Origin of the sequence: Deinococcus hopiensis KR-140 (assembly GCF_900176165.1) — a bacterium.
Lineage (GTDB): Bacteria > Deinococcota > Deinococci > Deinococcales > Deinococcaceae > Deinococcus > Deinococcus hopiensis.
On sequence record NZ_FWWU01000009.1, the window covers coordinates 2,808,027 to 2,828,235 of the forward strand.

The 20,209-nt window shown below is 66.7% G+C and carries 17 protein-coding genes; 12 read left to right on the forward strand and 5 right to left on the reverse strand.

Translation table 11 applies throughout. The annotated features are described in order from the left end of the window. Positions 1–23: 23 nt before the first annotated feature. The 3 genes from B9A95_RS27065 (at position 24) to B9A95_RS27075 (ending at position 2,729) form a co-directional block, all read left to right on the forward strand. Positions 24–908, forward strand: a complete 885-nt coding sequence (locus B9A95_RS27065) for an acyltransferase (RefSeq protein ID WP_084051011.1) — start codon at positions 24–26, stop codon at positions 906–908. Positions 909–951: 43 nt separating this feature from the next. Continuing rightward, positions 952–1,515, forward strand: coding sequence for a DNA-binding protein (locus tag B9A95_RS27070; protein ID WP_084051012.1), 564 nt, complete (start codon positions 952–954; stop codon positions 1,513–1,515). Positions 1,516–1,649: 134 nt separating this feature from the next. Then, positions 1,650–2,729 carry a PilT/PilU family type 4a pilus ATPase gene (locus tag B9A95_RS27075; protein WP_084050183.1) on the forward strand — a complete coding sequence of 360 codons (1,080 nt, stop codon included), beginning with the start codon at positions 1,650–1,652 and terminating at the stop codon, positions 2,727–2,729. A 392-nt stretch (positions 2,730–3,121) separates the two neighbouring features. Here B9A95_RS27075 and B9A95_RS27080 read toward each other — a convergent pair whose 3' ends face one another. Further along, complete coding sequence (locus B9A95_RS27080; protein WP_084050186.1) at positions 3,122–3,670, reverse strand: hypothetical protein; 549 nt, start codon at positions 3,668–3,670, stop codon at positions 3,122–3,124. Continuing rightward, positions 3,667–7,647 carry a DNA polymerase III subunit alpha gene (gene dnaE / locus B9A95_RS27085; protein WP_084050189.1) on the reverse strand — a complete coding sequence of 1,327 codons (3,981 nt, stop codon included), beginning with the start codon at positions 7,645–7,647 and terminating at the stop codon, positions 3,667–3,669. The genes B9A95_RS27080 and dnaE overlap by 4 nt, the downstream gene beginning before the upstream one ends. 100 nt (positions 7,648–7,747) lie before the next feature. Between dnaE and cobA the strand changes: the two genes are divergently transcribed. The 7 genes from cobA (at position 7,748) to B9A95_RS27120 (ending at position 14,200) form a co-directional block, all read left to right on the forward strand. Then, a complete protein-coding gene (cobA, locus tag B9A95_RS27090; protein ID WP_084050191.1) occupies positions 7,748–9,277 on the forward strand; it encodes a uroporphyrinogen-III C-methyltransferase in 1,530 nt (509 codons plus the stop codon). A gap of 69 nt (positions 9,278–9,346) precedes the next feature. Beyond that, positions 9,347–10,468, forward strand: coding sequence for an HD domain-containing phosphohydrolase (locus B9A95_RS27095; protein ID WP_084050193.1), 1,122 nt, complete (start codon positions 9,347–9,349; stop codon positions 10,466–10,468). Positions 10,469–10,555: 87 nt separating this feature from the next. Continuing rightward, a complete protein-coding gene (locus tag B9A95_RS27100; protein WP_245808512.1) occupies positions 10,556–11,125 on the forward strand; it encodes a precorrin-2 dehydrogenase/sirohydrochlorin ferrochelatase family protein in 570 nt (189 codons plus the stop codon). Further along, on the forward strand, positions 11,122–12,219 hold the full coding sequence (gene hemA / locus B9A95_RS27105) for a glutamyl-tRNA reductase (RefSeq protein ID WP_084050198.1): 1,098 nt from the start codon (positions 11,122–11,124) through the stop codon (positions 12,217–12,219). Before B9A95_RS27100 ends, hemA begins: the two co-directional genes overlap by 4 nt. A 69-nt stretch (positions 12,220–12,288) precedes the next feature. Next, on the forward strand, positions 12,289–13,185 hold the full coding sequence (gene ygfZ, locus B9A95_RS27110) for a CAF17-like 4Fe-4S cluster assembly/insertion protein YgfZ (protein WP_084051013.1): 897 nt from the start codon (positions 12,289–12,291) through the stop codon (positions 13,183–13,185). Next, complete coding sequence (locus B9A95_RS27115; protein WP_139807002.1) at positions 13,178–13,672, forward strand: hypothetical protein; 495 nt, start codon at positions 13,178–13,180, stop codon at positions 13,670–13,672. The genes ygfZ and B9A95_RS27115 overlap by 8 nt, the downstream gene beginning before the upstream one ends. Positions 13,673–13,678: 6 nt before the next feature. Next, positions 13,679–14,200, forward strand: coding sequence for a GNAT family N-acetyltransferase (locus B9A95_RS27120; protein WP_084050200.1), 522 nt, complete (start codon positions 13,679–13,681; stop codon positions 14,198–14,200). A 64-nt stretch (positions 14,201–14,264) separates the two neighbouring features. Here the strand turns inward: B9A95_RS27120 and B9A95_RS27125 are convergent, their stop codons facing one another. The 3 genes from B9A95_RS27125 to B9A95_RS27135 all read right to left on the reverse strand — a co-directional run bounded on the left by B9A95_RS27125 (position 14,265) and on the right by B9A95_RS27135 (position 18,201). Further along, positions 14,265–15,290, reverse strand: coding sequence for an ABC transporter permease (locus tag B9A95_RS27125; RefSeq protein WP_084050203.1), 1,026 nt, complete (start codon positions 15,288–15,290; stop codon positions 14,265–14,267). Further along, positions 15,290–16,312, reverse strand: coding sequence for an ABC transporter permease (locus B9A95_RS27130; protein WP_084050205.1), 1,023 nt, complete (start codon positions 16,310–16,312; stop codon positions 15,290–15,292). Before B9A95_RS27130 ends, B9A95_RS27125 begins: the two co-directional genes overlap by 1 nt. 167 nt (positions 16,313–16,479) lie before the next feature. Continuing rightward, positions 16,480–18,201, reverse strand: a complete 1,722-nt coding sequence (locus B9A95_RS27135) for an ABC transporter substrate-binding protein (protein WP_084050207.1) — start codon at positions 18,199–18,201, stop codon at positions 16,480–16,482. A gap of 211 nt (positions 18,202–18,412) precedes the next feature. On the opposite strand from B9A95_RS27135, the gene B9A95_RS27140 reads away from it, so the two are divergent. Beyond that, a complete protein-coding gene (locus B9A95_RS27140; RefSeq protein ID WP_084050210.1) occupies positions 18,413–19,432 on the forward strand; it encodes a D-alanine--D-alanine ligase family protein in 1,020 nt (339 codons plus the stop codon). Positions 19,433–19,519: 87 nt separating this feature from the next. Next, complete coding sequence (locus tag B9A95_RS27145) at positions 19,520–20,110, forward strand: TetR/AcrR family transcriptional regulator (protein ID WP_084050213.1); 591 nt, start codon at positions 19,520–19,522, stop codon at positions 20,108–20,110. The last annotated feature ends 99 nt before the right edge of the window (positions 20,111–20,209 follow it).

The window sequence follows — 20,209 nt, forward strand, 5'->3', positions numbered from 1 at the left end:
CTTTAAGCGCTACAGTGGCCGGCGTGACGTGGCTGAAGCCGGTGGGCATCGACGAGAACGCGCAGGAGGCGTTCAGCGACTTTTTGGGGCAGCTGGAGACCCGTCTGGCCGACCCGGCCACGGACCGGTACAGGCTGGTGAGGGACGTGCTGGCCGAAGTGATGTATGGCCGTGAGTACGCGCAGCTCCTCGTGGACGCGCCGATGGCCGCGCTGAATCTCGACGCCCGCAACGTCACCTTTGAGGCCGAGTACTACATGGCGACGGACGAGGCGAAGTTCGGCGCCGTCAAGCCGCTGCTGTGGCTGTGGAAGAACCTGGACCTGACGCCGTTCGGGCAAAACCCGGTCACCGGCATTCCAATGCGCCGCATCCTGGCCGGGCACATCTTCAGGCGGGTGGGCCGCAACTTCAAATGCTGGCAGAACGTGGAGTTCTCGGTGGGCTACAACATGGACGTCGGCGACGACGTGGTTATCCATCGGCACGTCCTGCTCGACGACATCGGCGGCATTGAGCTGCACGACGGCGCGTCGGTCAGCGACTACGTGAACATCTACAGCCACACGCACTCGGTGCTGGACGGCCCCGACGTCACGCTGCGCAAAACGGTCATCGGGCGAGGCGCGCGCGTCACCTACCACGCCACCATCCTCGCGGGCAGCGTGGTCAGCGACGACGCCATGCTCGCCACCCACGCCCTGCTGCGCGGCGATATTCCGCCCCACGGTATCGCCATGGGCATTCCCGCCAAGGTCACGCGCTACAAGCTGCGGAGCGAGCAAGAATATGGGGTGGACGCCCGAACCCACCCGCACGGGCCCGGGCGCAAGGCCAACCCCTCCTTTCCCGAACCCACCCCCAATCAGACGCGCAAGCCGACCCTGGAGGAGATGGGCGAGGGTTAAGCGCCATGTGCCCGGTGCCCCTGGCCTGTTTTACACTCGGTTCATGACCAAGCGCAGCAAGGTGTTCGTTCCGGTCCTCGTCACGGCGGCCACCGTGGGCGTCGCGGCGGGAACCGTATATGTGGTCCGCCACCGGGGTGACGAGGTGAAGGGCTTTTTTGTGGGGCAGGCGCTGGAGCGCCCCGCTGAACGCCTGAGCTACGCCGACCTCGGCCAGCGGCTCGAACGCGCCGGATTGCGGCTGGCTGGACGGGCCGCTCGGGCGGCGGACACCGGCGCGAACCGGGCGGTCCTCACCCACGTGATTGGCATCGAGCGCTGGGGCCAGAATCGCCTGCGGGTCGCCCTGGGGCAGCGCGGGTACGTGCGCGACGAGCACCACCCCTACAAGCCCGGGGCGGGCGCGACGCTGCGCGAGTTGCAGGATGTCCTCTCGCAAACGCGCTCGCAGACGGTGGACCTCGCGCGCCAGCTTCACGCTGCCCCGCCCGCTGGGGGCACCACCGTGGAACACAACGGCCTGGGCCCGTTGACCCCCAAGGCATGGCTGCGTTACCTGACCCAACATGCCGATCTCGAAACGCGGCGGCTGCGCGGCGAGCGTTGAGCACGGCGCACCTCGCCCAGCCGGGTTGAACCGAGGATCAACGGCGAGAGGCTGAGGGCCGCAGAGGAAGAACCCCGGGATAACCCCCACCATGCTGCAAAGTTGTAAGACGCGCTGAACTAGAGTTTAAGGCGATGAGCGTCTTACAGGCATTACTCGGATTCATGGTGAAGACGGGAGCGAGCGACATCCACCTGCGGCCTGGGAGCGCGCCCGCTGCCCGCGTCAACGGCGAGATCACCCGTTTCGGTGAGGACCGGCTGACCCCAGAACACGTCCAGGCCTTCGCCCAGGAAATGATGAACCGCCCTGGCCAGTGGGAAGACTTCATGGCCCGCCGCGACGCCGACTTCGCCTACGGCATCGCGGGCCTGGCCCGCTTCCGCGTCAATGCCTACTTTCAGCGCGGCACGGTCGGGCTGATTATGCGCGTGATCGAGGACAAGGCCATTCCCTCCTTCGAGGACCTGGGCCTCCCCATCCCCACCTTCGAGCATCTGGCCGTTCAGGAGCGTGGGCTGGTGCTGGTGACCGGTCCCACCGGCTCGGGCAAGACCACCACGCTGGCCTCGCTGATCGACCACATCAACGCCACCTCCGCCGTGAACATCGTGACGCTCGAAGACCCCGTGGAGGTGCTGCACCGCGACAAGAAGGCCATGGTCTCGCAGCGGGAACTGGGCCAGGACACCCTCAGCTTCACCGCCGGGCTGCGCGCCGCCATGCGTCAGGACCCCGACGTGATCCTGATCGGCGAGATGCGCGACAAGGAAACGGTGGAAGCCGCCCTGTCTGCCGCGCAGACGGGTCACCTCGTGTTTTCTACCCTGCATACCCAAGACGCCGTACGCACCGTCAACCGCATCATCGATTTCTTCGCGCCCCACGAGCGCGAGCAGATCCGCCTCGGCCTTTCCGAGAGCATCGTCGGCATCGTCTCCCAGCGCCTGCTGCCGCGCAAGGGTGGGGGCCGCGTGCTGGGGATGGAGGTGCTGCTGGGCACACCGACGGTCCGCGACTGCATCAAGGACCCGGACCGCATCGACGAAATCAAGCAGGCCCTGCTGGAAGGCGGCGCGCGGGGGATGCACACCTTCGACCAGCACCTCGCCGAACTTGTGACCCAGGAGCTGATGACCCAGGAAGAGGCCATTCAGTCGGCCACCAGCCCACACGAGCTGAAGATCATGCTGATGAAAAATCAATTCGCGTAGGGCAGGGAGGAGGGGGTCCGCGCTTTTTTCATGCTTCTGCGCTTGGCTTCTGTTCAAGGGAGGTGAGGGTGAGGTGGGCGGTCACCCCATACGGTTTCCGGATCATCCGTTCCCTTCGCTTCGGTGATTCGGCTCCTCTCCGTCGCCGTTTTTCCGGCTGCCTCCGCTCGGTGAATCAGTTGTGAAGGAACTGATTCACCGGAACCCTGATGACACGGGCTGAAGTCTATTTCGCTCCTTCCCGCTTGCTGCGCGCCCCATCCACCCACTCGGATGAAATTACTGCGCCGCTGCCGCTGGTTCACCTGGCGCCCGGATCATCCGTTCCATCCCCTCCGCTTCGGCGATTGCGCTCCTCTCCGTCCCCGTTTTTCCTGCTCGCTCCGCTCGGGTCAATCCGGATCAGGCACCTTCCCTCCGAGATGAGGGGGAAACTGAACGGGCGGGCGCAGAGGCCGCTGGGGCTCGGTGCCGGTTGGAGCGTGGCCGGCCCAGCCCTCCAGAAACTTCCGCACCTCGGCCTCCACCTTGGAAACGGGAATATAGGGCAGTTTGGCGGCGAGATGCAGCTGGGCGTCCAGCATATCGATCCTGTCCTTGACGCCCTTCGGCGCCTCGTCCTGACACGCCAGGCGGTGCAGGGCGCGGGTAACAAAAAACAACTGGGCCGGTTCCGCCCGCAGCAACGAGAGCAGCCAGGCCGCGTAAAGCCCGAAACCCGCTTCGCTCAACTCCCGCGGCCCCAGTTCACCCAGCGCCGTCAATATCCTTTCTCGGTGGCCGCCCGAAAGGCTGAGGTCCACCAGCGCCTCCGGCAATGCCCCCAGGTTCAGAATCTGGCGGTCTGCCCAGGCCACGACGTCTTGGGGTGTGATCAGGCCGCTCAGCAGAAGCTGACGGTAAAGACCCGCCTCATCCTTCAGGGCTGGGACTCCGCTCAAGCCTGCATTCCCCGGCCCTTGTTCATCCACGCTGGGGGCTTGGGCGCGAATCGGCCCAGGATGGTCCCCTGGTCGTAGGCGAGGTAGGCGCTGGCCCAGGGAAAGGTGGCGTTCAGCGCGCGGATGGCCTCGGGACTGCCCATACCGTGATCGAGCTGGTACATCACGAACTGCTCGGGCGTTTCCAGGCGCAGGTAGGTGGGCATGGCCCCGGCGTGCTCGTCGAGGATGCTCTGGAAGTCGCTCACGGCGTCGGGCGTCGCCGTTTCCAGATCGATGGTCACGTACATGACCTTGGGCACCTCGGCCAGTTGCTCCACGCTGACGACTTCCTCGGCAATCGCCCGCAGGCCGCCGTCCTCGGATTCCAGCTCCACGATCACGAGGGCAGGGGTGTCGTTGACCAGCTTCTCCTGAATCCGGTCATAGGCGCGCGAGAAGGCCACCAGCTCCGTTTGCCCCGACTCGTCGGCGAGGATAAAGCGGGCCATCATGCCGCCCGACTTGGTGGGCTTCTTGACCACGCTCTCGATCATGCCCGCCAGCACGGCCTTGACCCGCTTGCCAGGCGCGACGTTCTGGGTGGTGAACCAGGCGTCGAGGTCAGAGATGCGGCAGCTCGCCGCCTCGCGCAGTCCCTCGTGCTGCTCCAGTGGGTGGCCGGAGATATAGAGGCCCAGGGCTTCTTTCTCGATCGCGAGGCGTTGGAGGTCCGTGTAGGGCGTGACGTTCTGGCGCAGCTTCGGCTCGGGCGCGACTTCCTGCGCGCCGAAAAGGGCGTCCATGCCGCTGTTCGCCAGTGCCGCCGTTCCCTGCGCCCAGACCATCGCTTCTTCGAGGCTTTCCATCAGCTGGCAGCGCTCGCCGAAGCGGTCAAAGGCCCCGGACTTGACCAGGCTTTCCATCGCCTTGCGGTTGCACACCTTGTTCCCGAGGCGAGAGCAGAAGTCGGCCAGCGACTTAAAGGCCCCCGCCCGTTGCCGTTCCTCCAGAATCTTCTGCACGGCGGCTTCGCCCAGGCCCTTGATGGCGTACAGGCCGAAGAGGATCTCCTCGCCCTGTACGGCGAAGTCAGGGGCCGAACGGTTGATGTCTGGCGGCAGTACCCGCACGTCCATCTTCCGGGCGTCGCTGACATACTCAGCGACTTTATCGGAATCCCGCCTCTCGACGGTAAGGAGGGCGGCCATGAATTCAACGGGGTAGTTGGCTTTGAGCCAGGCCGTTTGGTAGGTGATTACACCGTAAGCTGCCGAATGTGATTTATTGAACCCATAGTTCGCAAATGCGTCCAGCAAATCGAATAACTTATTCCCCTCTTCTTTGGGCACGCCATTCTTTTCCGCGCCATCCACAAAGATTTGCCGCTGACGCTTCATTTCCTCGGCGTCTTTTTTCCCCATTGCGCGGCGCAGCAGGTCGGCGCCGCCCAGTGAGAACCCGGCCACCTCGGAAGCGATCTGCATAATCTGCTCCTGGTAAACGGGAATGCCGTAGGTTTCTTCCAGAATCTTTTCCAGCCAGCGGGCACTGTTGGGAAAGCCGTCCTTGACGTAGTCAACTTCTTCGGCGCCGTGGTGACGGCGCACATACGTCGGGATGTTTTCCATCGGACCGGGGCGGTAGAGCGCAGAGAGGGCAATGATGTCAGCCAAGCGCCGGGGCTTGAGGCGGCGGGAAGCGTCCGAGATCCCTGCGCCTTCCAGCTGGAACACCCCCTTGGTGTCGCCGCGCGACAGCAACTCGAACGTCTTCTCGTCGTCAAAGGGGATGTGGTCGAAGGTGCTGTACCGCGCCTCAAAGTCGGTGCCGGACTCCCGGAGGATGCGCTTGGCCTCGTCCAGAAAGCTCAGGGTCCGCAGGCCCAGGAAGTCCATCTTGATCAGGCCGATGTCTTCCACGGCCTTCATGTCGTACTGGCAGACCACGCCCTCACCGGAATTGTCGCGCATGATGGGCACGAGGTCGGTGAGCTGCTCGCGCCCGATGACCACCCCCGCCGCGTGGACGGAAGCGTGGCGGGTCAGCCCTTCGAGCTTCTGCGCGAATTCATAGGCTTCGAGGAGCTGGGCGTCCTCAGCGAGCATCTGGGCGATGTCAGGCACCGATTCGCGCGCCTGTTCCAGCGAGTACGACTTGCCGAACTTGATGGGGATGAGCTTGGAGACCTTGTCCACCTTGGCGTATTCCAGGCCCATCACGCGGGCCACGTCCTTGAGACACGCCTTGGACGCCATCGTTCCGAAGGTGGCGATCATGGCGACCTTGTCGTCGCCGTACTTCTGCTGCACGTACCCGATCACTTCCGTGCGCCGCGCGTCGTTGAAGTCGATGTCGAGGTCCGGCATGGAGATGCGGTCGGGGTTCAAGAAGCGCTCGAACAGCAGGTCGAATTCGAGGGGATCGAGGTTGGTGATCCGCATCGCGTAGCACACCAGCGAGCCTGCGCCCGAACCGCGCCCTGGCCCCACGGAGATGTCGCGGTCCTTGGCCCAGTTGATGTAGTCCGCCACGATCAGCAGGTAGTCGGGAAAGCCCATGTTGTTGATGACCGACAGCTCGTACTCGGCCCGCCGCAAGATGACCAGGGCGTGCCTATGGTGCGCGCGGGTGGTTTCCTCATCGGGGGGACCGGTTTCTATGCTCGTGCCGCCGTCCTTCTGACGGGCCTTGCGGCAGTCCCCGTGGGCGGAGGCGGGCAGCGTTCCCGCCTCGGCTTCCGCCTCCATTTGTTCGAGCGCCGGGTAGGGCGTGTACTTCTCTCCCGCCGCCTTGCCGCGCGCCTCCCACTCAGAGCCCATGAAGGCGAGCAGGGTAAGCAGCGTTTCGAGGTCGCAGGTCCGGGCGTCGCAACCGTTCACACGGGCGATCACCCTCGCCGCGTCTGCCTGTCCCAACGCCTCCAGCGAGCGCACGGCGTAGTCGCGCAGCAGATTCTCGGTGGCGTGCCCGGGGTAGCGTTTGACCGTGCCCCGGTACGTCTGCACGCGCAGTTCCTCGGCCATCGTGCGCCCCTCGGGGATGGGCAGGGCGGGCATCTGGTACACGCGCTTCTTGCCCACGGGCAGGTCCACGTTGCAGATGGAGGCGATGTGCGCGGTGTTGTCGAACGGCTCCTCGCCCCATTCGGCCACCGGCAGGGCCTTTTGCATCTCGTCCAGGCCCTTTACGTAGAACTCGTCGCAGGGAAACTTGAAGCGGTTCTCGTCGGCCAGCGTCGCCTTGGTCTGGATGGCGAGGAGCGTCTCGTGGGCGGTGGCGTCCGTCTTCTTGACGTAGTGACCGTCGTTCGTCGCCACCAGACCGATGCCGAGTTCCTGCGCCCACGCTTTGAGAATGGGGTTGTTCTTCCGCTGCTCGGCCAGGCCGTGGTCCTGAATTTCGATGAAGTAGTTCTCGCCGAAAAGGTCCCGGTACCACAGGAGGCGCTGCTTGGCCTCGTCCTCGCGGCCCTGCAACAGCAGCTGCTGCACTTCACTGCCCAGGCAGCCGGAAAAGGCAATCACGCCCTTGTGGTGCTCCCGAAGCAGTTCGTGGTCGATGCGCGGCTTGTAGTAGTAGCCCTCGGTGTAACCGCGCGAGCTGAGGCGGCAGAGGTTCTGATAGCCCCCGAAGTCACGGGCGAGCAGGGTAAGGTGGAAGATGCCCTTCTCACCGCTGACGCCGGGCTTCTTGTCGCGCCGGGTGCCGATGCCGGGCACCACGTAGGCCTCGTAGCCCAGGATGGGTTTGACGCCCATGCCGGTGGCGTAGTTGTAGAAGTGCACCGCGCCGTGCATGTTGCCGTGGTCCGTCATGGCACAGGCGGGGTCCGTGGGCGTGACTTCCTTGACCCACTTGAGGAGGTCCTTGAGCTTGGCCGCGCCGTCCAGAAGGCTGTACTGCGTGTGCTGGTGCAGGTGCGCGAATTTGCGTGGTCCGCAGCAGGAGCCGTCCGGCAGGTGAATGTGTGGAGCGTTTTCGGCGGGCGCGGTCATGCAGTCAGGATATGGTGGGAGCAGAACAAGCGGTGTGGGCTGGGGGGTTGACGACGCCCACCCCGCATATGTCCCCCCCGCCGCCCGCTAGCTTGGGTCCATGACCGCCGACCCTTCCCCCACCTCCTCCCGCGCCTTCGTCTCTCTCATCGGCGCGGGGCCGGGCGACCCGGGGCTCCTTACCCTTAAGGGAGCCCAGGCTCTGCGCGGGGCCGACGTGGTGCTGTTCGACTACCTCGCCAATCCCGAACTGCTGCGCCACTGCCCCGGTGCCGAGACGATCTACGTGGGCAAGAAGGGCTTTTCGGAGTACATCAGCCAGGAGGCGATCAACGCCCTGCTGGTGGCCAAGGCGCTGGAAGGCGGCGGCAAGCGCGTGGCCCGGCTCAAGGGTGGCGACGTGTTCGTGTTCGGACGCGGCGGCGAGGAGGCCGAGGCGTGCGCGGAGGCGGGGGTACCCTTCGAGATCGTCCCCGGCGTGACGAGCGCCATCGCTGCCCCTGCTTACGCGGGCATTCCCGTCACCCACCGCGAACTGGCCCGCTCCTTCGCGGTGCTGACGGGCAACACGAAGGAGGGCAGCGCGCAGTACGAGAAGCTCTCGGGGGTGGACACGCTGATGCTGCTGATGGGCGTGCGGAACCTGGAGGGGATCAGCGCCGAGTTGATCGCGGCGGGACGCTCCCCCGGAACGCCCGCAGCTACAATCCAGTGGGGCACCACCGAGCGGCAACGGGTGGCCACGGGCACGCTGGAAACCATCGCCGAGCGGGTGCGCGAGGCCGGGCTGGAAGCCCCCGCCGTAACGGTGGTGGGCGAGGTGGTGCGGCTGCGAGAAACGCTGCGCTGGTTCGAGGCGCCGGGCAGCACTGAACCGAGAGGGCCCCTGGCGGGCCGGACCGTGGCGGTGACGCGAACGCGCGAGGGAAACAGCGCCCTGTCCGGGCTGCTGCGCGAGCGGGGCGCGCGGGTGCTGGAGGTGCCCCTGATCCGTTTTGCACAGACGGGGGACGAAGCGGCCCTGCACGCCCGGTTGCGTGATCTCGGCGGTGTGGCCTGGCTGCTGCTCACCAGCAATCAGGCGGTCACGGCGCTGTTTGAGCATCTGGAGCGGCTCGGACGGGACGCGCGGCATCTGGCCGGGGTACGGATCGCGGCGGTGGGCCCCAGCACGGCCCGTTCGCTGGCCGAACGTGGGGTGCGGGCCGACTTCGTACCCTCCATCCCAGGCGCGCGGCACCTGGCCGCCGAACTGCCCACCCAGCCAGGAGCGGCGACCCTGCACCTGACCAGTCAGGCGGCGGAAGGCGAGTTGCAACGGGGCCTGGAAGCGCGGGGCCTGCGGTACGAGCGCGCAGAACTGTACCGCACCGAGGCGGCCGAACTGGATGAGGAGGCCCGTGCGGAATTGCGGGGGGCAGACGTGGTGACGCTCGCCTCAGGCAGTGCGGCCCGCCACTTGGCGGCGCTCGCCGGGACAGATTTTAACGTGGCGGCAATGGGACCGCAGACGGCGGTGGCGGCGCGGGCGGCGGGCTTTTCCCGCGTCACGGTGGCGCGGGAGGCGACGCTGGAAGCGCTGGCCGAGGCGGCGGGGATGCTCGCGGCGGAACGAGCGGACGGGAACTGAGCCGTACCCAGACCCTGGTTTCACGGCAGGCTTGGCGCGCGGGGAAAGTGAACCTGTCAGACTGAAGGCATGGAGCAACGGGAGGGGCACCGGCCGGAGGTCGCGGAAGCCGCTGACCTCGCCGCGCTGCTGGAACTCAGCCGGGCCCTGCTCGCCACCACCAGTGCCGGAGAAGTCGAGGTGGTACTCACCGAACTCAGCGTCAAGCTGCTGGCGGTACGCTACGCCTCTTTCCTGCGGTACCGGCCTGCCGAAGACGATCTGTGCGTCACCGCGCAGGCCGGAAAGCACGCGCGGGAACTCGGCGTCGTGCTGCCGCGCGGGCAGGGCCTGTCGTGGCGGGCCACCGACGCCCCCACGCCCGTGCTGCGCGTTCACCGCGACGCGATTCCGCCAGGTGCGGTCCGGCAGCCCGGCGCGCCGGACCAGTTCCTGCTGTTCGCCCCACTGCGGACGACGGGGGGACAGCTGCTGGGCGTCCTGGCGGTGGGTCGGGTCGCCCCGGATTTCTCCCTGCGGGACGAGACGCTGCTCGCCACCTTCGCCAACACCGGCACCGTGACCCTGGAGCGCATCGCGCAGGCGGCCCAGGCCGTCGCGGCCCGCGAGGGCGCGCTGCTCGCCCTGGGGCTGGCCCTCGAAGCCCGGGACTACGAAACGCGCGGCCACACCGAGCGCACCGTGGCCCTCGCCGAACGTCTGGGCCGCGCCCTGCACCTCTCGCTGGGGGACCTCGACACCCTCCGGCAGGGAGCGTACCTGCACGACATCGGCAAGCTCAGCGTGCCCGACGAGATTCTGCTCAAACCCGGCCCCCTCACTCCCGCGGAACGCCTGCTCGTGCAAGAACACGTGCGGACCGGCGAAGCGCTGGTCAGGCGCATTCCCAGCGTATCGGGAGACGTGCTGGGGGTGATCCGCTCCCACCACGAGCGCTGGGACGGCGCAGGCTACCCGGACCGGCTGCGGGGCGAGGCCATTCCGCTGCTCGCGCGCATCTTCGCGGTGGTGGACGTCTTCGACGCCCTTACCAACGTGCGGCCCTACCACGCGGCGCGCCCGGTGTCGGAGGCGCTGGAGATTATTCGCGCCGAGGCGGGACGGCACTTCGATCCACTGGTGGCGGCGGCCTTCCTGCAGCTGTTCGGGGCCTCGCTGGACGATGTGCGGCGGGTTTCCCCGACGGGTTGAGTGGCGAGGGAAACTTCGTCCTCCACGCACTTCTGACCGTTCGGTAGGGGACGCCCGCCCCGGGGGGTCCGCGCTATGCTTTGCTCCATGAGTCTGGCGGCCCTCCTCAATCTGCGCGGTGAACCGGCCCTTGTCGTGGGGGGCGGAGGGGTGGCGCTGCGCCGCACCCGGACGCTGCTGGACGCGGGGATGCAGGTGCGCGTGGTCGCCCCGGCCCTGCATCCCGACTTTGCCACCCTGCGGGTGCAGGCCGAGGACCGCCCCTACCAGCCTGGCGACGCGCGGGGCATGCGTCTCGTCGTGGCTGCCACCGGCAACGCCGACGTAAACGACACCGTGGTGGCCGAAGCCCGCGCGTATGGAGCCCTCGTCAACCACGCGGGCGACGCGGGTCGGGGCAACCTGCGCTTTCCGGCCGTTACGCGCCGGGGCACGTTGCAGGTGGCCGTCGGTACCGGGCGCGATCTGCCGCTGCTCGCGCAGGCGCTCGGCGAACGGATCGGGGCGCTGCTGCCCTCACCGGAAGCGGTGGAGGCCTGGAGCACCCGCCGCGCGGCGGCCCTGCCCCTGCCCCACGCAGAGCGGGAACGGTCCCTCGCGGCGCTGCGGGCCGAGATCCGCGCCGCCCTCGGCCTGCCTGCAGAAGGAGCCGCATGACCCTCGCCTGCCCCACTGCCCGCGCCCTGCTCTCGCGTGGCCTGGCCCTGCCGCCCGCGCCACTGGACTTTGCCGTCGTGGGTCTCAACCACCAGACCGCGCCCGTCGAGGTCCGCGAGCGCGCCGCCGTCCGTCCCGGCGAGGAAGACGCCCTGCTGACCCACCTGGCCCGGCACGCCCGCGAAGTTACGCTGCTGGCGACCTGCAACCGCACCGAGGTGTACCTCTCCGGTATCGAGGGCGATCCGGTCAGCGCCTTCGAGGGGGCATGGGGACACGGTCTGGACGGGCACCTGTACGTGCATACGGGCGAGGACGCGGTGGCCCACCTCTACCGGGTGGCGGCGGGCCTGGACAGCCTGGTGATCGGCGAAACGCAGATTCAGGGGCAGGTCAAGCGGGCGTGGCAGGCGGCGAGTGCGCGCGGGCTGTCGGGCACATTGATGAACAAGGTGGCCCAGGGCGCCCTCGCGGCCGGCAAGCGTGTGCGGTTCGAGACCGGCCTCAGCGACAAGGTGGTCAGCGTATCCAGCGCCGCCGTCGAACTCGCGCAAGCAGCGCTGGGGGACCTGAAGCGGCGCACGGCCCTGATCCTCGGCGCGGGCGAGACGGCCGAGCTGACCCTGACGCACCTGCGCGCGGCGGGGGTGGGCGAGGTGATCGTGGTCAACCGCACCGCCGAACGTGCCCGGCAACTCGCCGAGAAGCTGGGGGGCCGCGCGTGCGCCGCCGAGTACCTGCACGAGGTCCTCCCCGAAGCCGACGTGGTGATCGCCTCCAGCGCCGCGCCCCATTACGTCTTGCACGGGGCGGGCGTGGCGGCGGCCCTGGGTCAGCGTCCGGAGCGCGACATGTTTCTGATCGACATCAGCGTGCCGCGCATCCTCGATCCCAATATCGGTGAGGTCCCCGGCGCGCACCTGTACAACCTCGACGACCTGACGGCCATCGTGAGCCGCAACCTGCAGAGCCGCCGCGCCGCCCTGCCCCGAGCGGAAGCGATTGTCCGCGAGGCCACCTCGGACCTGCTGCGCTGGCACCTGACGCGGGAAGCGCAGCTGGCCCGGCGGGAACTGGCGCTCGCGAGCGACTGAGGACAGGCGCGAAGCGGCGTGTACCCCGCGCCACCCACCGCCTGCTCCTTTTCCCGTACCCTGCTTTCCATGTGGACCCGCCTTCCTTCCAGCGCCCTGCGCCTGACTGGCCCGGACCGGGTGGATTTCGTCCAGGGGCAGATGACGAACAACCTCAAGGCCGCCCCGGCCCCCGGTATGGTGCCCTGCGCCTTTCTGAACGTGCGCGGCCAGATCGAATTCTTCGCCCGCGCCTACAAGCGGGAGGCCGACGTGTACCTGCACCTCGACGCCGGGCAGGCGCAGGGACTGGCAGGCCGGCTGCGGCGGTACATCATCTTCGATCAGGTGGAGGTGGGGGACGTGACGGACACGCTGCGGAGCGTCCACCTCTGGCAGGAGGGCGCGCTGCCCGGCTGGAACGCGGCGGGCGGGGACGTGCAGCGCCTGGAACTGGGGAGCGGCACGGTGCTCGCCGGGCGGGTGAACCGGACCGGGACACGGGGCCTGGACCTGCATTTCCTTGCCGCCCATGAGGCCGAGGTGCTGGCGGCGCTGGGTGGAGAGGAGCGGCCGCTGGACGAACTGGACGCTGCCCGTATCGCAGCCGGGATTCCCGATGTGGTGCGCGACGGCCTTCTGGGCACCCTGCCGCAGGAGATCGGACTGGACGTGGGTGGTCCCCTGCCCGCCATCAGCTACCGCAAGGGCTGCTACGTGGGTCAGGAGATCATGGCCCGGCTGGAAGCGCGCGGCAACGCCCGGTACCACCTCGCCCGGCTGGTGGGCCAGGGCCTGCCGGACCATGCTGAGGTCACCCAGGGCGGCAAGGTGGTGGGCCAGACCGGGCAGCACGCAGCTGGCCTGAGCCTCGCCCGGCTGCGCAAGGAACTGCTTCCCGGGCAGGAAGTTGAGGTGGGCGGCATCCCGGCCGTCGTGGAAGTCCTCTCTCCCCTGACCGCCAGCGCCCCGCCCACCGATGCTTGAGGCCCTGGCCCGCGACCTGCGCGGCCCTTCCCACGCCGACCTGACGCGGGCTGCGCGGCGGGCGCAGGCCCTTGCCCTGCTGGCCCTCGCCGCGCCCGGCCTGCCGCTGGGCGGCCTGTATACGCTGACCCGGCCTGCGCCCCTGACCCCGCCCTGGGTGGGGGCCGTGACGCTGCTCGCCGCGCTGCTCGCCCTCGTGGCGCTGCGGCTGGCGCACCTGGCGGCGCGTGACCCAGTTGGTCCGGCCCGTGGGGTGGTGCTGAACGCGTCCATGCGCGCCGCGACGGCGCCCGGCGTGCCCTTCTTGCTGGGCTGCGTCTTCCTGAGACAACCGGCGGCCCTCCTCGCCCTGTGGGGCATGGCCGCGCTGGCCCTGCTCGCGGCGTGGAGCCTCGTTCCCGGCTGGGTCCGGTCGGCACAGGGGCGGACAGAGGGGCTGGGTCAGCCATCCGGCGAAGGCCGACAGGCGGCCCCGCCTCTATCCTGAAAGCGAATGAACACCGAAACCCCGCGCCTCCTCCTCGTGCCCCTCACGCCCGAAGTGATCGGGGCCCGACTGCGGCAGGAGCGCTTCACGGCTGCAGTGCCCACTTCCCGGGGACCCTTGGCCGTGACCTATCCGCCCGACTGGCCCGGTGACATTCTGCCGCTGTTCTCCGTGTGGCAGCGCGACTTTCCTCAGGGGGAGGCGCAGCGGCACCTCACCCTCGTGGAGCGGGCCACGGCCACCGCCATCGGTCAGATGGGGACCAAGGGCTTGCCGGACAAACGGGGAGACGTGGAAATCGGCTACGGCCTGAATCCCGGGGCCCGCGGTCAGGGGTACGCGACCGAGGCGGTGAGCGCCCTCGTGGCTGACCTGCTCGCTTATCCGGCTGTGCGGCGCGTGACAGCACAAACGGCTGTCACCAACACGGCCAGCGCCCGCGTACTGCAGAAACTGGATTTCACGCAGGTGGGCGCCGCCTGGGATGAGGAAGACGGCGACCTGCAGGTGTGGGCGCGCACCCGGTAGGCGCAGGACCAAAGAACAAGCCCCCGGCGCGGGGGCCAGGGGCAGCGGGGGCAAGAGGCCGGGTTCAGCGGCTCTTGGGATCGTAGGCGTCACGCAGGGCGTCGCCGAACAGGTTGAAGCCCAGGCTGAACAGCACGATGAAAATGGCCGGGAAGACCATCACGTACCAGAACTGGGGCTGCAGCCACGCGCGGGCGAAGTCCACCAGTTGGCCCCACTCGGCGTACCCGGTGGGATACCCCAGTCCCAGGAAGGACAGCGCCGCCACGTTGAGGGGCACCGTCGCCAGGTCCAGCACGGCCACCGTCAATACGCTCGCAAGGCTGTTGGGAACCACGTGCCTCAGGATCAGTCTCCAGTCGCGGGCACCCAGCGAGCGGGCGGCGTCCACGTATTCGAGCTGCCGGGTCCGCAGCACCTCACCGCGCACGATGCGGGCGTAAGAAGCCCAGCCGGTCAGGGTAAAGGCCAGGATAATCGGTAGCGACGGGTCCACGCTGGGGTTGCGCGCCTTGAGGAAGGTGATCAGCACGATGGTCAGCACCAGGCCGGGCAGGGCGAACAGGACATCGATAAAGCGCTGAATCAGGTTGTCGATCCAGCCACCGTAAAAGCCGCTGATCGCGCCGATAACCACCCCGACCGCGAGCGTGATGCTCACGACGATCAGGGCCAGCTTGAACATGCTGCGCGTGCCCCACACCAGGCCGTAAAAGATGTCGTATCCCTGGCTGGTGCCGAAGCGGGCCTCGGCGCTGGGCGCGCTGGGCGTGGGCGAGAAGCTCTCTCGCTCGATGGAGTAGCAGCTGGGCGGCGCGGCAAACAGGGCCCGCCAGAAGCCGCCACCCGCGGGATTATAAATCTGGTTGGGACTGCTGAGGTTGAGGTCACGCAGGCAGTTGCCACCGGCTTCGGCCGAGGGCCTCGCGATCATCGGCGCGAACATGGCCGTCAGGATGAACAGCGACATGATAAACAGGCCGAACATCGCCAGCTTGTTGCGCCGCAGCTTCATGACGGGACGGGAAGACAGGAAGGTCTGCAGGCGGCTTTCGCGGCGTTTGGGCGGAACCTGGAGCGTCGTCGTCATCAGTCGAACCTCACGCGCGGGTCCACGACCCCGTAGAGAATGTCAGTCAGGGTGCTGACCACAACCACGATCAGGGCCGAGAGCAGCGCGAAGCCGAGGACGGCAGACACGTCGAGCTGCAAGGCCGACTGCACCACCCATTGCCCGATCCCCGGGTAGGCGAAGATGGTTTCGGTAATCACCGAACCGCTCAGCAGACCGATGATCAGGAAACCGCCCAGCGTGATCACCGACAGCAGGGCGTTTCGCCGCGCGTGCTTGAGGTTCACGGCCTTGTCGGGCAGGCCCTTGGCCCGGGCGGTCCGCACGTAGTCGCTGGTGAGCGATTCCAGCATGCTGTTGCGCATCACCTTGAGGATGGTGGCGCTGTTGATGATGATCAGGGTCAGGGCGGGCATGACCATGTGCCGGAACACGTCGAGGGCGACCGCGAACTTCCCGTTGAGCAGGGCGTCAATGCCCAGCATACCGGTGTAGCGCTTGATGTCACCCACGCTGAACTGGTTAATGACCTCCAGTTGTCCCGCGCCCGGCAGCCAGCCAAGGTACCCGTACAGCACGGTCAGCAGCACGATACCCAGTACGAAGGAAGGCAGGCTGTTGCCCATGACCGCGAAGACGCGCAGAAACTGGTCCAGCAGCCGGTCTTTGTGCAGGGCGCTGAGGGTGCCCAGCCACACCCCAATCAGAATGATGGGAATGGCCGTGACCAGGCTCAGCTCGATGGTGTTGGGCAGCCGCTCGCCGATCGTATCCAGCACAGGCTTGCTGCTGGCCTTGGAAAAGCCCAAGTCGCCCGACAGGGTGCTTTTCAGCCACTTGCCGTATTGCACGGGGAAGGGCTGGTCCAGGCCGCGGTCCCGGATGATGCGGTCCATCTGCGCGGCCTGCTGCTCGCTACGGATGTAACCGGCGGCCCGCTGTTGCGGCGTGAGCAGCATGGTAAGGCCCACAATCAGGACCGACAGGGCGAGCATGACGAGGGGAATCTGAATGACGCGGCGGACGATAAAATTGAGCATGCGAGACCTCTAGGCAAGTGGATATGTGGCCCTATTGTTCATGAGGGTACCCGACTTGTGAAGGGGTGCGGACCTTTCTGAGAAACGCAGCGTCTGGAAAGGCGAAGCACCCAAAACACAGATGGGCGGGGGGGCCAAGTGCGCCCCCCCGTCCTGGGTGGTCCCGCTTACTTCTTGCTGAGGTCCTTGAAGAAGGTGCCCGTGCCGAAGAAGCTCGTCATGGGGTTGTAGGTCTTGGCCGAGGCCCCCACGAGGTTGTCGCGCACCACGTTGAGGTTGACGCCGCCGGGAATCAGGATGAACGGAGCCTGCTCGTAGGCGCGCTGGCCGACAAGGGCGTACAGACGGTTACGCTCCGCCTGGTTGGGCGTGGAGCGGGCCTGCTCCAGCCACTTGTCCACCTGCGCGTCCTTCCAGTTGCTGCGGGGGAAGTAGTACCCGTTGCTGGAGTAGAAGGTGTACAGGAAGTTGTCCGCGTCGGCATAGTCGGGTGCCCAGGCCAGAAGGATCATGGGCTCCTTGCCAGCCTTGGAGTCGTTGAGCATCGCCGACCATTCCTTGGCCTGAATGTTCACGCGGAACTTGGGGTTCAGCCCTTCGACGTTCTTCTTCAGGATCTCCATCGCCGTCTGGGCCGCAACGCTTCCCGCGCGGTAGGCCACATTCAGCGTGAAGCCGTTCTTCCAGACGTTCCCACCCCAGGCACGCTTGAAGTAGTCGGCAGCCTTTTTGGGGTCGTAGGTGTAGGTCTTGACCTTGGTGCTGTACCCCGGGAAGGAGTCCGGCAGAAGCATGGTGCGCTGCTTGCCCTTACCGTTCTGTACGTCCTTGATGTACTGGGCGTAGTTAAAGGCGTAGGAAAAGCCGCGGCGCACGTTCACGTCGCTGAAGAAGTTGGCGGGGATGCCCCTACCGTCCAGCTTGCCGCTGCCCAGACGGCCCGCATCCTTGATGTTCTCATTCATGAAGATGGCCGTCGAGTTCACGTTCGCGAGGTCGTCGACCACCACGACGCCAGGCTTGCCCTTGAGCTGCTCCTCCACATTGGCGCGGCTGCCTGGCTCGACGATATCCGCGTCACCGCGCAAGAAGGCCTGCTGACGTGCCGCGAGTTCAGGCACCTTCTGGATGACCACATTCTTGATCGCGGGCTTCTTACCCCAGTAGCCGTCAAAGGCCTGCATCAGGATGGCGTTGGCGTCCTTACGAACGAGCTTGTACGCGCCTGTGCCGCTCGGGGCCGCGCTGAGCTTGCTGCCCTGCAGGTCCTTGCCAATCCAGTTCTTCCAGTCGGCCTCGGTGCCTTTCCACTCACCAAGACCAATGGCGTACTTGCTGTCCACCACGCTCTGGCCCACGAAAGCCAGCTTGGCGAGGAACGCCGGGTCCACTTTAGGCAGCGTGAAGACGAGCTGGCCATTGCTGTTGCACTCCACAGCCTTGTCGATCTTGGCCCAGGTAATGGACTTGTCGTCGCCCGCGTTGCTGCTGGTTCCCAGCAGGGACTCGGACAGGAACCAGTTGCCCGACTCGGCGGAGTTGGTCACCAGGTTGCGCTCGAAGGTGTACTCGGCATCACGGCAAGTCATGGTGTTGCCGGAGTGGAACTTCACGTTCTTGCGCAGATCGAAGGTGTAGGTCTTACCGGCGTTGCTGATCGCCCACTTGGTTGCGAGCAGGGGTTCAAGTTCACGCAGGCTGCTGCCCTTGTAGGTCAGCAGGGTCTCATAGATGTTTTCGACGATCATGCCGCTACCGGTGTCATACGTTGCGCCGGGATCGATCGTTGGCGTATCGGAGGACTGCTGAACGACGAGGGTATCCTTGGGGGTGGCGGCCAGGGCCGCGCCGGCGAGAAGCAGAGAGCTGAGCAGAGCGAATTTCTTCATTGTGCCTCCTGGGCAGGTGATACGCCGCATCAGACAACCTGAGTTGCATAGCGGGCGCATCGTGTGTGGATAGACAACCGGCATCATAGCGTAGGCAAAGCGGCGGATGTGAGAATTCCCGGAGAGCGAAAAGGAGTCTGCGCCGCACTTTTCAATACGTTTCATACTGTTTATGAGGCTGTCCAGCGTGTTGAGTGGCATACTGCCCCCCGTGAAGAAGCGCATCCTGCTGCTGGCGGGCGGTCAGTCCGGAGAACACGAAGTGAGCCTGCGAAGTGCCCGCAGCGTCCTGGCGGCACTGCCCCGCGACCAGTTCGACGTGACGCCCGTGGTGATCAGCAAACAGGGACGCTGGCTGCCCCCCAGCGACACCCAGCGTGCTCTGGATACTGGCGAGGCCCAGGGCGGAGGCGACCTGGTGCTGCACCGCGCGGCGAGTGCCGAGGGCTACGACGCCGTATTTCCGCTGCTGCACGGCCCGATGGGTGAGGACGGCACCATCCAGGGCCTGCTCACGCTGGCTGGGATTCCCTTCGTGGGCTCGGGAGTGCTGGGCTCGGCAGTCAGCATGGACAAGGTGATGACCAAGCAGGTGCTGGCCTCGGCGGGCGTGCCGCAGGTGGCGTGGCGGCTGGCCCTGCGGCGTGAGTGGCAGCAGCGCCCTGGAGAGGTCCTGACGCGCGCCGCCGAGCTGGGCTTTCCCCTGTTCGTCAAACCCGCCAACCTGGGCTCGAGCGTGGGCATCAGCAAGGTCCGGCGCGCCGAGGAGTTGCAATCGGCCCTAGACCTCGCCTTTCGGCTGGACCGCCGCGTGATTCTGGAAGCCATGACGCCGCACAAACCGCGCGAGGTGGAAATCGGCATCCTGGGCAACGACGCCCCCATCGCCAGCCCGGTGGGCGAGTTGCGCTTCGACGCCGAGTTCTACGACTACGAGACGAAGTACACCGAAGGCCGCGCCGACATGCACATTCCCGCACCGCTGCCGCGGGAGATCGCCGAGAGCGTGAAGACGCTGGCCCTCACCGCTTTCCGGGCGCTGGACTGTGCGGGGCTGGCCCGTATCGATTTCTTCTACGTCGAAGAGACTGGCGACCTCTTCCTGAACGAGGTAAACACCATGCCCGGCTTTACGACCACCAGCATGTACCCCAAGCTGTTCGAGGCAGCCGGCCTGAGCTACAGCGAACTGGTCACGCGCCTGGTGGGACTGGCCCTGGAAGAGCGGTAAGGGCAGCGCTCGCCCGTCGGCGGGACCATGGGGGAAGTGTGCTGCCCCCTACATCTTCATCCTGCATTAACGAGTACATACTCACTTATGGCCCGCCCCCGCACCATCAGCGACACGCAGATTCTGGCGGCGGCCCGCGAGGTGTTTTTGGAGCAGGGCTTCTCGGCGACCACGGCGGAGATCGCCCGGCGCGCGGGCATCTCGGAAGGCACGCTGTTCAAGCGCTTTCCCACCAAGGAGGACCTGTTTGCCGAAGCCATCGGCCTGAGCGACTTTACCTCCTGGCGCGAGGAACTCTCGGGCCTGGCAGGTCAGGGGGACGTGCGGCGCAACCTGGAACGTGCGGCCCTGCACTTTCTGGACCACGCGGCGCGGGTGGTGCCCCACCTGATGTTGGTGTTCTCACGCGGGCACGACCCCTCCCACAATCCCCTGCTGGAGACGCTCAATCACCCCGTTCAGCAAGACACCCGGGCTGTGGCCGACTACCTGCGCGCCGAGTCGGGGCGCGGACGGCTACGCCCACTCGACGCCGACGTGACGGCCCTGCTGCTGATGGGTGCCCTGACCCAGTACGTGCATCTGGAAATGCTGCCCTGTTCCGCGCGGGAGCATATCGACCCAGGACGCTTCGTGCGCGGCCTGCTGGATGTGGTGTGGCCTGGCCTGGAGCCCTGAGTGCCCGCGGCCTTCCCCTCCTTTAGGCGGATGCGCGAAGGGGAGGCGCACCCCACACTGTGGGTGAGATGGGTCGAAAAGTGCCTTTTTCACCAAAGC